Here is a 15,187-nt window from a genome sequence, read left to right on the forward strand (position 1 = left end):
AACATATAATATAGGTATGAAAGGAGGAACCACTTATGAGAAAAATAGGGTTATTGCCAAAGCTAATCATTGCCATCATATTGGGAATAATTATCGGGAATATTGCTCCTGCTTGGATTATTAGGATATTAGCTACCTTTAATGGCCTATTTGGCAATTTCTTAGGATTTGCCATACCCCTTATTATTATAGGTTTTATAGCTCCTGGTATTGGTGATTTAGGAGCAGAAGCTGGTAAACTGTTGGCAATAACTACAGTTCTTGCTTATGGGTCTACCATTTTTTCTGGATCCTTTGCTTATTTCATATCCTCCCTAGTACTACCTATGTTTTTAACTACTGGTGCCTTAAATGTAGATGCAACTAATCCAGAAGAAGCCCTTTTAAGCCCTTATTTTGACATTGAAATGCCCCCCATATTTGGAGTAATGACTGCTTTGCTAATTGCCTTTACTATTGGACTTGGTATTGCATTTATTAAAGGGGAGACTATAAAGAAGTTTATGAGTGAATTTCAATCTATTATAGAAAAGCTTATTGATAGCATAATCATTCCACTGCTGCCCTACCACATATTAGGCATATTTGCTAATATGACCTATGCCGGACAGGTAGCCACTATTCTATCTGTATTTGCCAGAGTATTCGTAATGGTAATTTTACTCCATATTTCCATCTTAGTAATACAGTTCACAATTGCCGGTGCCATTGGGGGAAGAAATCCTTTTAGGCTACTTAAGAACATGATACCTGCTTATCTTACAGCTATAGGTACCCAGTCTTCAGCAGCTACTATTCCAGTTACTTTAGAACAAGCCAAAAAGAATGGAATCCAAGATGAAATTGCAGATTTTGTCATTCCCCTATGTGCTACCATCCATCTATCAGGAAGTACCATTACTTTGGTTAGCTGTTCCATGGCAATTATGATGTTAAATGGAATGACCACTAACTTTGGGATAATGTTTTCTTTCATACTGATGCTCGGCATTACAATGGTTGCTGCACCTGGAGTCCCTGGTGGCGCTGTCATTGCAGCTTTAGGTCTATTGGAATCCATGTTAGGCTTCACTCCTGCTATGCTTTCACTGATGATAGCGTTATACGTAGCCCAAGACAGCTTTGGCACTGCAGTTAACGTTACGGGAGATGCTGCCATAGCTTTAATAGTAAATAGGATATCAGGGTTTAAATTAGAAAAATAATATGAAATAGGAAGGAATTAAATTACATATTCCTTCCTATTTTATATTGCTAATACTAATATATTTGTTCCAAGTTTCTTTTATCTAGGAAAAAATTGGTAAATCTTCTAGCTTCCGATTTCATTTTCATATCTGATTTTACAATAAAATCTACATCCCAAAAGGCTGCTGGTACATCTAATGGAATGCAGCGAATATTATCATATCTATCTATAACAGTTAATCTTCTACAAATATAAATATTCCTTTGTTTAATTCCACTAAATCATAAACTAACTTTAAATCATGACTAGATTTATAATATACATCTGGCTTAATTCCTGCTTTGTGTAAGTTATTTATAAGCATATCCTGCATACGGAAGGCATCTGCTAAAAATATAAATTTTTGCCCTCTTAAATCTTCAAATTTAATACTTTTTTTCTTTGATAAAGGATTATTCTTGTTCACTATTACTATTAGGTTTTCCTTTATTAAATGTATATATCTAAGCCTGTTTTGATCATTGGGTTTAACAGTCAGAGCTAAATCTAAATTTCCATACTTTGGCACATCCAAGTTTTTTTGCTTCTTCACCAAATAAGTTGATGGTCCCTTCTCCGTAGATTATGGGACATACTTGTCCGTATCTTGCCATATTATACCTCCTTATTTTATAATTTGTAAGCTAATTCAAATCCAGTTTCCATAGCATTTCTAATTCTTCCAGTCTTATTAGCATCTCCTAGTACAAATACATTGCTGAATTCTTCTTTTATTTCCTCTATTAATTCTGTATCTGGCTTTGTACCTAAGTCTAGTACTGTATATTCAAGGCTATAGAAACTATTTTCGTTAGTTTCCTTGTTTTCAAAAATAGCTGTATTGCCATCTATTTTCACCAGTTTATGTTTTGGATATAATTTTACTCCAACTTATATTTGATTATATAATTATATTTATAGATTGTGAAATAATTCACAATTGTGGTTGCTACAACTTTTATTGATAGTATTAATTAAACAGCAACCTGAAATTAGGTTGCTGTTTTTTCATACTTGCTTATGGTTTTTCTCAACTGGATTTGCTTTCTAAACAACTGCCTAAATATGGCATCTCTCTTCCAATCGGGTATATTGGTATAGTTGAAATCAAAGTATTTATAAGGACCGAAATTATATTTTCTAACTACTGTACCCGTAATATCCAACTCCAATTCATCAAATAGCACCTTTATTATTAAAGGCTTTCCATTAGACAGATTCTTGCCATAACTTTCTTCCAAACTAAAGGACAAGGCGTCTCCACCTATTTTATTGATTTCTATAGGTACAGCCCTTTTAGTGCCTGGCAAGTATAGTATGCCATCTCCTTTTAATCCAAAAGGATATCCCTTGCCGTCATACCATTCGTGATGGTATTTGACTATTTCGGGAACGTTTTTATATTCCTCAATATCCTCAAATAGGTATTTTAAAATTTTATAGCTAGTAATGACGTGTTCTTGAACCTTTTGGTATTCTTCCTTCTCCAGCCTCCCCTTTTTATATAATATACTATTGTCCACTATGATCTTGCCAACATCGTGTAATAATCCTGCTAAAGTCAATTCATTCAGTTCTTCTTTGGATAGCTTTAATTCCATTCCAATCTCCCTACACCAACCTGAAACATTATAGGCATGGTTAGAAAGATAGGGAGCCTTTTTATCCATTAGACCTAATATAAATTCAGCTATATTAACTGCATCTTCAAACTGCTCCATCCTGATAAGAAGCAAGGTTAACAGCTTAGAAATATCAGACATCAGTTCTTCTACCAAATTGTCATCTATAAAGTGATTGAAGGGGAATTCTTTGAAATCAGAAGAGCCTAAGTATAAACATCCGATTAGTTCTATTGATAAATCTCTATCATTGCAGCAAAAAATGGGGATATAAACTTCGGTGTTGACACCTTCTAACAATGGAGGGAATATATCTTGAGAATAATTTTCCACTATGCCCTTTTTGCCTATTAGTTCCCTAAAAGCAGAGTACTGTATTTTGTTTATGAATATGGCATTGGAAATTGATTTTCTCTTATATTTCATATTAGAGCTTGCAACTGCATTCTTGTAAGCAATATTCCTTTTATCATTAAATAGGAAAGATATGCATACATCATAACCTAAGAGTTCTAATAGCTGCTTCTGTTTTTGTACTAACCTGTTTCTTGTAGACATTGATTTCACTCTAACAAATTTGCTCGTCTCCAAAGTTAGGTTTTCCATTACCTTATCACCTACTTCCCTCGTTTGGTTCTATAGTACTATTTGAGTAGGATTATTTTATCACATTATTTTCCAAATTTCAAATGAATTTTCTATATATTACAAATTTTTAGCAAAATGTAAATCCCTCCTAATCTACTTTTATTTTAAAATAGACTAGGAAGGATTATATTACTTAAAGTCTATGAACTTATTGTTTTTCAATATATTCATAAATTGAATTAGCCTTTCATACAGGGGTTCTGCTTTCTCTTGAAATTCCCCTTTTACCAATTGGGATATCTGGTAGACTGACTTCTCTCCATCTATATGCTTCCATATGAAGGAACCCATTTGATCCAAATCTATTCTATATTTATCTGGTGTGAAAAAAAGTTTTCGAACTATCCTTTCAAATAAAGAATTTCTATATATTATTATTTGAATTAACCCATCTTCCTTTTCTATCCAATGGATTTTTTCCGATTTCTTTGGTATATAATCTAGATAGTTTTCTTCTTTTTTATTCCTCTTAAACATAGTACTCCCCTATTATTTTTCTATCTTTGCATAAAAGGACTTCCTTATCAATAGGTAGGCCAAACCTGCAAAGAATACTAAGGAGCCCCATTGGCCTAAGGCATAATTTCCAAAGGCAACTTTATCTGCTAGGGTTACTCCTCCTACTGGTATTATAGCCATTACTGCCAATAGTATTCCTACTAGCCCTTCGCCAGCTATAAGACCAGATGAGAATAAAACTCCCCCATCAATTTTCTCTTTGATATTGTCATCTTCTTTCTTTTCAAGTATTCCCCTAATAATTCCACCTAGCATAATTGGTGTACTTAAGTGAATTGGTAGGTATAGGCCTACTGCAAAGGGAAGTATTGGAATGCCTAGTATCTCAACTACTAATCCAATGCCTACTCCCATGAATACCAAGACCCATGGGAGGTTGCCACTCATTACTCCTTCAACCACCAACTTCATTAAGGTAGCCTGTGGTGCTGGCAATTCGTTGGATCCAAAGCCCCAAGCCCTATCCAATAACATTAATACAAGGCCAATTACTAGTGCAGAAGCTACAGCTCCTATTACTTCTCCATACTGCTGCTTCCTTGGGGTAGCCCCTACCAAGAAGCCAGTCTTTAAGTCCTGGGACATATCTCCTGCCATGGCTGCTATTATACAGATTACTGAACCTACGGATATAGCTCCTATCATTCCCGCTTCCCCATCAAATCCAATGGATTTGAATATGATGGAGGTAATTAGTAGGGTTGCAATGGTCATACCCGACACTGGATTATTGCTGCTGCCTACCAAGCCTACAAGCCTTGCTGATACAGTAGCAAAGAAGAAGCCAAATATGGCTATAATTAAGGCTCCAGGAATACCTACAGGTATGAAGTCCGTAGCTCCTATAAATATCACTATGACTAATACACCCATTAAGGCTCCTTTGATAGACATATCTTCATCCGTCCTAAGATTTGAAGTAGAACCAGCCGTGATCTTCAAGCCCCCTAAGGCCTCCTTAAAGGTTCTGACGATTAATGGCAAGGATTTAATTAAGGATAGTATTCCTCCAAAGGCTACAGCCCCTGCACCAATATATCTAATATAGTTGCTCCATATTCCCCAGTAGTCCAATTGACTTAGGGGTACTGATGCTGGATATATTATATCCGTTATATATTGACCCAAATTGGTCATTAATGGAATGAGTACAAACCAACCTAGCACCGCACCAGACAACATGTAGGCAGATATTTGGGGACCTACTATAAAACCTACCCCTAGTAGGGCTGGTAGAGTATCCATTCCTATGGCTGCACCCTTATATCCTGGAATTGCCCATTCTATTTCCGATGGGAATAGTTTAATTCCATCAGTAATGAATTTAAAGGCTGAACCAATACCAAGTCCCTTGAATACCGTCTCGGCCTTTGTTCCTCCAGTTTCTCCTGCAATTAAAACCTCTGCACAGGCAGTTCCTTCTGGATAGGGAAGAATCCCATGTTCATTTACTATTAAGGCCCTCCTTAGCGGAAGCATTAGTAATACTCCTAAAATACCTCCTGATAAGGATATGATCACTATCCTTAATAAGCTAGGCACCTCCATACCAAGCTCTTGAGACCAAATATACAAGGCGGGTAAAGTAAATATGGCACCTGCTGCTAAGGATTCTCCAGCAGAACCTATGGTTTGCACCATATTGTTCTCTAAGATAGAATCTCGCTTCATAATTCCACGGATAATGCCCATAGAAATTACCGCCGCTGGTATGGAAGCACTGATAGTCATACCAACTCTAAGGCCAATATAAGCATTAGCTGCACCAAAAACTATAGACATAAAAATACCAATTATAATTGCTGTAGATGTAAATTCTGGCATCACCTCACCCGCTGGGATATAAGGCTTAAAATCTTTTAATTGATTATCCACTGATATGCCTCTCCTTTCTAATTATTTTTTTATTGAATATTTTTATTATATTTTTTTTAATCAGAAATGTCAAATAACTTCAAATATTACATTTGTTGCTTTATCTTGGTAAAACATTAAAGTCTGGTAATATATAGTTAAAATAATAACAACCCAAAACTGGGTTGTTTTATTTTAAACCATATTTCTTTTTACCATTTCAGTTACTATGAAGCTGGCCACATCTTCTGCAAAAGTGCCTGGACCAAATCCTGCATCGTATCCCAGCTCCTTTGCTAGTTCATGGGATATCCTTGGTCCACCACAAACTAGGATTACCTTATCCCTAATTCCTTCTGCCTCCAATAATTCCACCAATTGGGTTAGATTTGGTATATGGACATCCTTTTGGGTTACTACCTGGGATACCAATATGGCATCAGCATTCAATTCTATGGCTTTGGCTACTAAATCCTCATTAGGAACTTGGCTGCCTAGGTTATAAGCTTCTACTCCTTCATATCTCTCCAATCCATAGTGGCCTGCATAGCCTTTCATGTTCATGATAGCATCTATTCCAACGGTATGGGCATCTGTTCCAGTACAAGCTCCTACTATTACTATGTCCCTATTAATATTGTCCTTTATAAATTGTTCCACTTCTTCTTTGCTCATCACATCTACATCTACTTTTGGTACCTCTATTTTAGTAAAGTCTACTGTGTGGATTAATTTCCCATATAAAATAAAATAGGTAAATCCAACTAGATCCTTTGCATATACTACGGAAGGCTCTTCTAAACCCATCTTCTTAGCCAATTGCCTAGCTGTTTCCTTGGCTTCGTCTCCATAGGGTACTGGCAATGTGAAACTAAGTTGTACCATACCGTCATTTAATGTATCTCCATAAGGTTTTACTCTAGTTAGGTCTAGCATTACCTTCCACCTCCTAACATAAGCTGAATAAAGGGATTGAAATATCCTGAATCCTTTTTAGCAACTCCGTCTAATCCCTTTCCGCCAGTCCTTTGTCTTTTAACTCCTCCAAATTTACCCTGTTCTATTGTTGTGAATAACCCTATTTCAGCTATTTCTCTTAATAGCTGTTCTGCATCACTTAATACCTTTTGGGCTCTAGCCTGAATAATTCCTCCTTCTTTGAAGGTGATTTCATTTCCTAAGTCCTTGGCATTGTTGAAAATATATTTAGCATTTTCTATAGATAAGTACCTGTCATGTAGATGAGGAGTATGAATAGCCTCAGTTAACATTCCAAGGAGTTGGATACCTTGATTGGTCATTATGGATACCATATTAAATAAAGCGTTTTGCACATGGCCTTTAAAGATGTTTCCCGTCATATATTTAGTTGGAGGCATATATTTTAAAGGTGCTTTTGGGAATATCTCTCTTGCCATTTGAGCTTGGGCTAGCTCGTATAAAAAGCCATTTTCCAAATCGGGGTCCATCTCAAATGCATGACCTAGCCCCATTTGCTCTTCTGGGATTCCAGCTTTTAATGCAAATTGCTCGTTTATGAACTGGGAGGCCAATACGGTATGGGCTGCTTCTACTGCATCATCGGTGGTAAGGTAGTTGTCCTCTCCAGTATTTATTATTATTCCTGCATATCCATTGATGACCCTAGAGAAAAATTGGTCTATTAAGGTCCTTTGCATATTAATGTCCCTAAATAGTATTCCGTATAAGGCATCGTTTAACATTACATCTAATCTCTCTAGTGCTCCCATAGCAGCTATTTCTGGCATACATAATCCAGAACAATAGTTGCACAGCCTTATGTAACGGCCTACCTCTTCTGCTACTTCATCTAAAGCCCTTCTCATAAGCCTAAAGTTTTCTTGGGTAGCATAGGTTCCTCCAAATCCCTCGGTAGTTGCTCCATAGGGAACATAGTCCAATAGACTTTGACCTGTAGTTCTAATAACGGCTATTATATCTGCCCCCTGTCTTGCTGCAGATTTAGCCTGTTCAATGTCCTCATATATATTGCCAGTAGCGACTATTACGTATATATAAGGTTTATTACCTTCCCCCAAAGTGGATAAGAGTTCCTCTCTTTTTTTTCTATTTGATTTTATCCTTGCTACCCCTTCCTCAGCCAATTCAAAAATAGTATCGCGGATTTTCTCTTCCTTTGCTGCTGGTAGGCGAATTATGTCTAGTTCCCCCCTAGATATTTTTTCTGCTATTTCCTGAGGGCTGTCTCCAGTCTGAATTATGGCGTTTCCTAACCAGTATGCAATTCCCCTTTCTAACCCTCCTCCATCTTTTATACTATCTATGAGTACATTGGGTAAGGGTTTGTCTATTTCATCCACACCATCTACCCCTAACAAGCGGGCAATGGCCCTTTCTGTAGAAGTAGTAGTATGTTGGTCTATAAATTCCTGTATATTGTCAGCAATTTTTCTAGCAGCATTCCTTGAACTATCTATTAAATTTTGATCTAGATTTAATTTGCTCAAAATATCAACCCCCTCTTTTATCAATTTACAATTCACAGCGCACAATTATTATGGTCTATCTTTTGAAGTGCATTCTTCCCAAATATGGCCTCTGAGATTCCTTTCAGCCCTATCTATTATCTCTTTATCCAGTCCCATTATTCTAGCTATGTTGATGGCGTCTTTGGGGACAGACTTTGTTTTGCCTACTTCCCTTAAACGATAATCCATCAATCTATTTATCAATTCCAATTTCCCTTCTGAAAGATCTTTTAGCTCTTTTTTCAACTCCCCTATTCCCATATGGGATAAGCCTATTACCTGAAGATGGACTACCCTATCCATATTTCCAATATTATCATAATGGGTAGTGAGTAAGGTTATGGAGTTTTTCTCTAATAGGTATTCTACTATGGCTTTTGATATGGCATAGCCTTCTTCTGGATTGGTTCCACTGGCTAATTCGTCTATTAGTATTAATCCCTCATTATCGGAAACTTCGATGGCCTCTTGGATTAATTTAATTTCCCCTCCAAAGGTGCTTAGACCTTTCTCCGTAGACTGAATATCTCCTATGGAGGCCTTGATGAAATTATTTAATCCTAAAACCATCTCCTTAGCTGGAACTAATAGGCCATGTTGAGCCATAATAGTCAATAATCCTACTAACTTTAAGCTGACGGTCTTTCCTCCCATATTGGCTCCTGTAATACAGGTAACCCCTTTTTTTAAATCTATAGTTATGGGAGTATATTCTAATCCAATCTTCTTTAAGGATTCCTCAACCTTTAAGTGTCTTCCTTCTATTATGGTCATCTGATGTTCTTTCACTATATTAGGCTTAACCCCATCTATCTCAATTCCAAAACTAGCCTTTGCTAGTAGGAAATCTAACTTTCCAATACTGGATATATTCTTATATAGCACTTTACTCCTTTTTCCTATTTCTTTGGATAAATATTCTCTTATTTTAGTTTCTTCTTTTTCCTCTCTATCCTTTAGGATTAATATTTTCCTCTCTAGTAAGTTTATCTTGTCAGTTGGCTTTAGGGAATATTTAACGTTTATATAGGTTTCCGATACATAGCTCAAATGGGGATAGTTTTCAATTTTCTTAATTAATTCCAACCTGTCCTTTGGAATGACTATGGAGCCATCTGCATTTAATTTTATACCTAATTCCTCTTCCAGCCTTTCCCTCAATATCCTTTTCTCTTTTTTGATTTCCCTTTCCCTTTCTCGTCTTTCTTCTCTAATTTGCCTCAATTCTTCAGAGTAAGCATCGTATATATAAAAGGTGGAAATGCCTGTTGATTCCGGATCTAATAAATTTTCTAAGCTTTCTATTGGTTCTATTCTTATATCATCCCATAAGGGTACCTGATTCCTATTAAGGAGTTCATTTAGCTCCCGAATTAAAAAGAGGAAATTCTTTATTTCAAACAGCTCTACAGTTAAAAGAATTCCTCCTTCCCTTGCTCTATTTATGGAAGTTCTCAAATCCTTTATCCTTTGAAATATATAGCTAATACTTTCCACAAACTTTGTATTCCTAGCATAAAAGGTAAAGGCCTCCACTTTTTCCAATTCGTCTACTAATCTTTCCTCTTCTCCCCTTACAAAAGGTCTCATCTTGTCCTTATACATTTTGCCATACGGGGTTTTGATATTTATTCTATTTAAAATATATTGAAAATCTAAGGATTTCCTTGTTAACTCATCCATAAATTCCATTTTATTCACTCCCTAACACCAAATCCACCACAGGAATATCTTTTATATAATATCTCATTCTATCTAGTAGTTCCCTTGCATCGAAATAATAGCCCTGTGGCGCATAGGGATTAAGGGTTATGGCTACTAGATTGATAGGATTTATGACCTTCACTTTAAGTCCATGTTTTACAAACCTAAGCCAATCCTTTGGAGGAATAAATATTTTAGTCCCATCTGATACTACCAACACCACCTTTTTATATCTGTTGGCAGTTTCAATAATGCCCTCTACAGTATTCTTCACTAAAGAACCGGGGATTAGTATATATTTCGTATCTTCCTTTATATGTTGGCCAATGATATGCCCACAGTTTAGGGCAGTCTTAATTCCAAGGGGATAGCAATTTAAATTTTCATCAACTGTGGAAATATCTCCATTTTCAAAGGCCCTTTCTAATATAGGCCTATCGTTTATATCAACGGGAGGAAGATTAAATAAATTCACTATATGGAGAGTTTCCTCTATTACTTTGGTCATATCCCTGCTTAATACTGCCCCAGTAGCAAGTATGGTGGCATCGGTGATTGAAGGGGCGGCTGATGATTTCCGGTCTATGGCTCCATCTACAAGTACCAACTCCGCCCCTAATTTTATCATAGAATCGGCTATCTCTTTAATTTCAACTGTAGTTTGAGGCCCAGATATTTGAATATAGCCACTATCCTTTATTCTGCCTATTAGTATTTCCCCCAAGGGCGTTCTGTAGCCAGTTATATCTATTATTTCTACCGTTGCATCGCTTAAAGATAATAGTTCGGTAGTAGTGGCAATTAGAACCCCTTCTTCTACGAATATTTTAGGCTTTTCCGTTTCAGTAACTAAATCTAAAGATTCCCCATCCCTTCCAGTGGAAACTATACCTAATTGAATCCCTTCATCTAAGGATTCCTGAATCAAATGATTCAACGCTACGGTCTTGCCACTATTCTTAGCCATTCCTACTATGGATATTATTTTGTATTTATCTTGTATATGCTGTAGCAACAATGGAAACAACCCCTTTTTACAATAGACAACTAACAACTACTAGAGTCTAGCTTTTGGTGGCAAGGGGTCTGACCCCTTGCCAGATCCCTTGCTGTAATTGTCAATTGTTATTTAGCTCTCATTTTCCTTTCCAAATTGGATGGTGATAAAGATTTTACTTCTGGGCCCATAAGGATTTCTGCCACTCCTGTAGTGTAGCCTTTACGCTCTCCTCTACATACTGAACAGTTACATTCATCTTCTATATATTGAGGTTCGGTGTAGGTGGTAATTACCCCTTCATAATTCCTTAATACTACCTTATTTGGCGACTGGCTTATAACATATTGAGGCATTACTGGAATTTTCCCTCCGCCTCCTGGTGCATCAACCACAAAAGTGGGTACTGCATATCCAGAGGTATGGCCTCTTAAAGCTTCTATAATTTCAATACCCCTAGCTACCTTAGTTCTAAAGTGCTCAATACCCATGGATAGGTCGCATTGGTAGATATAATATGGCCTTATTCTCATCTTAACCAATTTGTGGACAAGCTCTTTCATTATATGAGGACAATCATTAACTCCCCTTAACAATACGGATTGGTTTCCCAACGGAATACCTGCATCCGCCATTTTATTAGCTGCTAATATGGCATCTTCTGTTATTTCCTTAGGATGGTTAAAATGGGTATTCAACCAAATTGGATGGTATTTTTTAAGCATGTTCACTAAATCATCTGTAATCCTCATAGGCATAACTACAGGAGTTCTTGTTCCTATTCTTATTATCTCTACATGAGGGATTTTTCTTAATTCACTTATGATATATTCCAATTTTTCGTCCGATACTAGTAGAGCATCTCCCCCCGATAACAATACATCTCTAACTTGAGGAGTATTTCTAATATATTCTATACATTTATCTATTCTTTCCTTAGGAGCACCAGAATCCCGTTGCCCCGCAAACCTTCTTCTGGTACAATGTCTGCAATACATGGAGCATTGATCAGTTATTAAGAATAACACTCTATCTGGATACCTGTGAGTTAACCCTGGTACAGGAGAATCTTCATCTTCTGCTAATGGGTCTTCCATATCAGCTATACTCTTATGGGTTTCCATAATAGTTGGTACCGCTTGTTTCCTAATGGGACAATTGGGATCATCTGGGTCCATTAAGGATGCATAATAAGGTGTAATACCCATTCTAAACTTCCCCAATACCTCCCCAATTTCCTTTTCCTCTTCTTCAGTTATATTGATTATTTTTTTTAAAGTTTCCACATCTGTAATCCTATTTCTTACCTGCCAACGCCAATCATTCCATTCCTCTTCAGTTACATCTTTCCACAATTCGATATCCTTATAGGATCTCATGGCAAAAATCACCCCTCTTTATTCAATGGACAGTGAACAATGGACAATTGACAACTGTCCATTGTCTAGGCATACAATTCCTCAAAAATTCTTCTCAATTCTTTTGACTCCCTCATCAGTTCTAAAGCTATTGCTGCGTGACCTTTTGTGTAGCCATTGCCTATTAACATCGTAACGTCCTTTCCTACTCCTTCTGCTCCTAGAGCTGCTTTGGTGAAACTTGTGGCCATGCTGAAGAAGTATACTGTGCCTCCATCTTTTGTAATCAATATGCTGGACATTTCCGTATTTGGAATGTTTACGGTGTTAATTACTAGATCAGCCATTTCACCGTTAGTGGCTTCCCTAACCTTTTCAAGTATTTCAACTGCATTGGTAGCATTGGCTTTTATGTAAACATCAGCAAGGTTTGCTTCCTTAACTCGGGCAATTGTTTCATCTCTGGAACCAATACAAATAACTTTTCCTGTCACTCCAGCTCTTTTCTTGGCTTCATATAAACAGAGCATTCCTGATTTTCCAGTTCCCCCTATTACTACTACAGTATCCCCTGGTTTAACCAATTTAGCAGTTTGAGCTGGTGCTCCTGCCACATCTAGTACAGATAGAGCTAGATTTTCTGGCAAATCATCGGGTAGTACTGCATATATGCCCGATTCAAATAAAATGGCCTTACCCTTAATATCTACTTGGTCTACATCTGGCCTTACTTCTAAGATTTCATCTATTCTTAGGGGCGTTAAAGATAAGGAAACTAAAGTGGCTATTTTGTCCCCTACCTTAAGGTCAGTCTTCCCTTCTAATGCAGGACCTATTTTTTCCACTGTTCCAATTAACATTCCACCAGAACCTGTAACTGGATTTTGATGCTTCCCTCTCTCATCAACTATGCTTCTCATTATCCTTTTAATCTCTTCTATATTTCCTTTAGCCTGTTCCTTTATCTGGGTAAAGCTTGCTGAATCTATGTTTAGAGTTTTTACATCAATTAATATTTCGTTGTCATAAATTTCCATATCATTATCAATTTTCAATGCGGGTTGGGGTAATACTCCCTTTGGTTCTATAACCCGGTGAGTGCCATAAGGACAACCTCTTCTCATATAATCCCTCCTAACAAAAATTTACTGCCACATAATTAACAATGCAATATTTATGCCACATTATTAAAAAATAAAAAGGGTTAATTTAGAGGTTTTTGAAAATATTCTATAGAAATATTATAGATTTTTGTGCCCAATTTTAGGCAAAAAAAATACCCTAAGGATGCCTGGCACCTATTAGGGAACTTATTCACATTATTTTAGGTTATATTTGGATATTTTATACTGAAGAGTTTGTCGGGGAATGTTTAATAATTGGGCTGTATAACTAATATTGTATTCTGCCCTTTCCAAAGCCTCCTCTATTAATTCCTTTTCTATTCTTTCCAAAGTATCCTTTAAAGATAGACTTGCCGTTGGTACTGCGTTTTTATATTTAGCAGGCAGATGTTCTATTCCTATTATCTCCATATCACTAATACTCATAATCCCTTCGATTAGATTTTCCAACTCCCTTACATTACCATCCCAGGGATTGGACATAAATACATCCATTACTTCCTTAGATACTCCCTTTACTTTTTTGCCCAATTTTTTATTAATCTTTTCTATGAAATGCTCAGTAAGTAAGGAAATATCGTCTTTTCTCTCCCTTAATGGGGGGATATTGATGCTTATTACATTTAACCTATAATACAGGTCCCTTCTTAAACACTGTTGTTTTACTGCCTCTTCTGGAGGTATGTTGGTAGCAGTAATTATCCTTACATCTACATTAATAGTATTAATTCCACCTACTGGCCTAAAACTGCCATCCTGCAAAACTCTTAAAAGTTTAGATTGTAATTCCAAAGGCATGGAGTTTATTTCATCTAAAAACAAAGTGCCTCCATGGGCTAATTGGAATAAACCTTCTCTATCTTCTGCACCGGTAAATCCTCCCTTAACAGTTCCAAAAAGGATCCCTTCTAACAGGTTGGCAGGTAATGCGGCACAGTTTTGGGTGATGAATGGTTTATTTCTTCTCTTACTGGCATTATGTATGGCGTGGACTAATAATTCCTTACCTGTACCCGTATCCCCATATATTAAGACTGGGACGTCCACTTCTGCGGCTTTTAAGGCCATCTGTTTAATCTTTAACATCTCCTTATTTTGACCTATTATGTCCAGGAAGGTATATTGAGCCGTTTCCTTTTCTTTATTTTTCCCTATATCGTTATTATACAGCCTGCTTTGAAGGTCAACTATCTTCTGAGACATTTCCCTAACTTGGGTTATATCTTTAGATATTTCCAATGCTCCTAATATTTTACCACTGGATTTTATTGGAATTGAGGAATTGATAGTGGTAATTTTTTCCCCCTTGTAATTGATGAAGGTCTGCTCTTTCTTAAGTATAGGCCTTCCCGTTCTAATAACCGTTAACAGGGTAGAGGTTTCATGGCTTAATGATGGATAAACCTCCAACAAATGCCTACCTATAACTTTTTCCCTATCTATACCATCTATTTTTTGCCCATATAGGTTCTGAAAAACTATCATTCCATTCCTGTCGATAATATGAATCCCCTCTTCTATATAATCCAGTATTTCTAAGATGTTTTCTTTAAAAAATAGATCCTTCATAAAAACCACCTTCTGCTGAATTTTAGGCACTTAAAGCCAAATTATAGGCACTAG

At 36.6% G+C, this 15,187-nt stretch carries 14 protein-coding genes; 1 reads left to right on the forward strand and 13 read right to left on the reverse strand.

Features of this window, described 5'->3' with window-relative positions; all coding sequences use genetic code 11:
* Positions 1 to 35 precede the first annotated feature (35 nt).
* On the forward strand, positions 36 to 1,205 hold the full coding sequence (locus tag BLV68_RS05895; RefSeq protein WP_093751817.1) for a dicarboxylate/amino acid:cation symporter: 1,170 nt from the start codon (positions 36 to 38) through the stop codon (positions 1,203 to 1,205).
* 219 nt (positions 1,206 to 1,424) lie between these two features.
* On the opposite strand, the gene BLV68_RS15715 is transcribed toward BLV68_RS05895, so the two are convergent.
* The 13 genes from BLV68_RS15715 to BLV68_RS05955 form a co-directional block, all read right to left on the reverse strand.
* Complete coding sequence (locus BLV68_RS15715; protein ID WP_234949850.1) at positions 1,425 to 1,757, reverse strand: LysR family transcriptional regulator substrate-binding protein; 333 nt, start codon at positions 1,755 to 1,757, stop codon at positions 1,425 to 1,427.
* Positions 1,717 to 1,842 (reverse strand): hypothetical protein, encoded by a 126-nt coding sequence (locus BLV68_RS16090; RefSeq protein WP_268807614.1) that lies wholly within the window; start codon positions 1,840 to 1,842, stop codon positions 1,717 to 1,719. The genes BLV68_RS15715 and BLV68_RS16090 overlap by 41 nt, the downstream gene beginning before the upstream one ends.
* A 16-nt stretch (positions 1,843 to 1,858) precedes the next feature.
* A complete protein-coding gene (locus tag BLV68_RS05905; RefSeq protein WP_093751819.1) occupies positions 1,859 to 2,086 on the reverse strand; it encodes a hypothetical protein in 228 nt (75 codons plus the stop codon).
* A 134-nt stretch (positions 2,087 to 2,220) separates the two neighbouring features.
* The gene (locus tag BLV68_RS05910) at positions 2,221 to 3,456 is read right to left on the reverse strand and encodes an HD-GYP domain-containing protein (protein ID WP_093751821.1); all 1,236 of its coding nucleotides are present in this window, start codon (positions 3,454 to 3,456) and stop codon (positions 2,221 to 2,223) included.
* 171 nt (positions 3,457 to 3,627) lie between these two features.
* On the reverse strand, positions 3,628 to 3,975 hold the full coding sequence (locus BLV68_RS05915) for a PqqD family protein (protein WP_093751823.1): 348 nt from the start codon (positions 3,973 to 3,975) through the stop codon (positions 3,628 to 3,630).
* Between the two features lie 12 nt (positions 3,976 to 3,987).
* Positions 3,988 to 5,841, reverse strand: a complete 1,854-nt coding sequence (locus tag BLV68_RS05920) for an OPT family oligopeptide transporter (RefSeq protein ID WP_093752076.1) — start codon at positions 5,839 to 5,841, stop codon at positions 3,988 to 3,990.
* 225 nt (positions 5,842 to 6,066) lie between these two features.
* The gene (kamE, locus tag BLV68_RS05925) at positions 6,067 to 6,807 is read right to left on the reverse strand and encodes a lysine 5,6-aminomutase subunit beta (protein WP_093751825.1); all 741 of its coding nucleotides are present in this window, start codon (positions 6,805 to 6,807) and stop codon (positions 6,067 to 6,069) included.
* Positions 6,807 to 8,360 carry a lysine 5,6-aminomutase subunit alpha gene (gene kamD / locus BLV68_RS05930; protein WP_200773670.1) on the reverse strand — a complete coding sequence of 518 codons (1,554 nt, stop codon included), beginning with the start codon at positions 8,358 to 8,360 and terminating at the stop codon, positions 6,807 to 6,809. Before kamD ends, kamE begins: the two co-directional genes overlap by 1 nt.
* 48 nt (positions 8,361 to 8,408) lie before the next feature.
* The gene (kamC, locus tag BLV68_RS05935; RefSeq protein WP_093751827.1) at positions 8,409 to 10,073 is read right to left on the reverse strand and encodes a lysine 5,6-aminomutase reactivase ATPase KamC; all 1,665 of its coding nucleotides are present in this window, start codon (positions 10,071 to 10,073) and stop codon (positions 8,409 to 8,411) included.
* Position 10,074: 1 nt separating this feature from the next.
* Complete coding sequence (gene kamB, locus BLV68_RS05940) at positions 10,075 to 11,103, reverse strand: lysine 5,6-aminomutase reactivase subunit KamB (RefSeq protein ID WP_093751829.1); 1,029 nt, start codon at positions 11,101 to 11,103, stop codon at positions 10,075 to 10,077.
* A gap of 107 nt (positions 11,104 to 11,210) precedes the next feature.
* Complete coding sequence (gene kamA, locus BLV68_RS05945; RefSeq protein WP_093751831.1) at positions 11,211 to 12,461, reverse strand: lysine 2,3-aminomutase; 1,251 nt, start codon at positions 12,459 to 12,461, stop codon at positions 11,211 to 11,213.
* Positions 12,462 to 12,526: 65 nt separating this feature from the next.
* Positions 12,527 to 13,564 (reverse strand): L-erythro-3,5-diaminohexanoate dehydrogenase, encoded by a 1,038-nt coding sequence (kdd, locus tag BLV68_RS05950; protein ID WP_093751833.1) that lies wholly within the window; start codon positions 13,562 to 13,564, stop codon positions 12,527 to 12,529.
* A gap of 195 nt (positions 13,565 to 13,759) precedes the next feature.
* Positions 13,760 to 15,133, reverse strand: a complete 1,374-nt coding sequence (locus tag BLV68_RS05955; protein WP_093751835.1) for a sigma-54 interaction domain-containing protein — start codon at positions 15,131 to 15,133, stop codon at positions 13,760 to 13,762.
* Positions 15,134 to 15,187: the final 54 nt, after the last annotated feature.

The sequence above is a fragment of the Tepidimicrobium xylanilyticum genome (assembly GCF_900106765.1).
GTDB classification, from domain to species: Bacteria; Bacillota; Clostridia; order Tissierellales; family Tepidimicrobiaceae; genus Tepidimicrobium; species Tepidimicrobium xylanilyticum.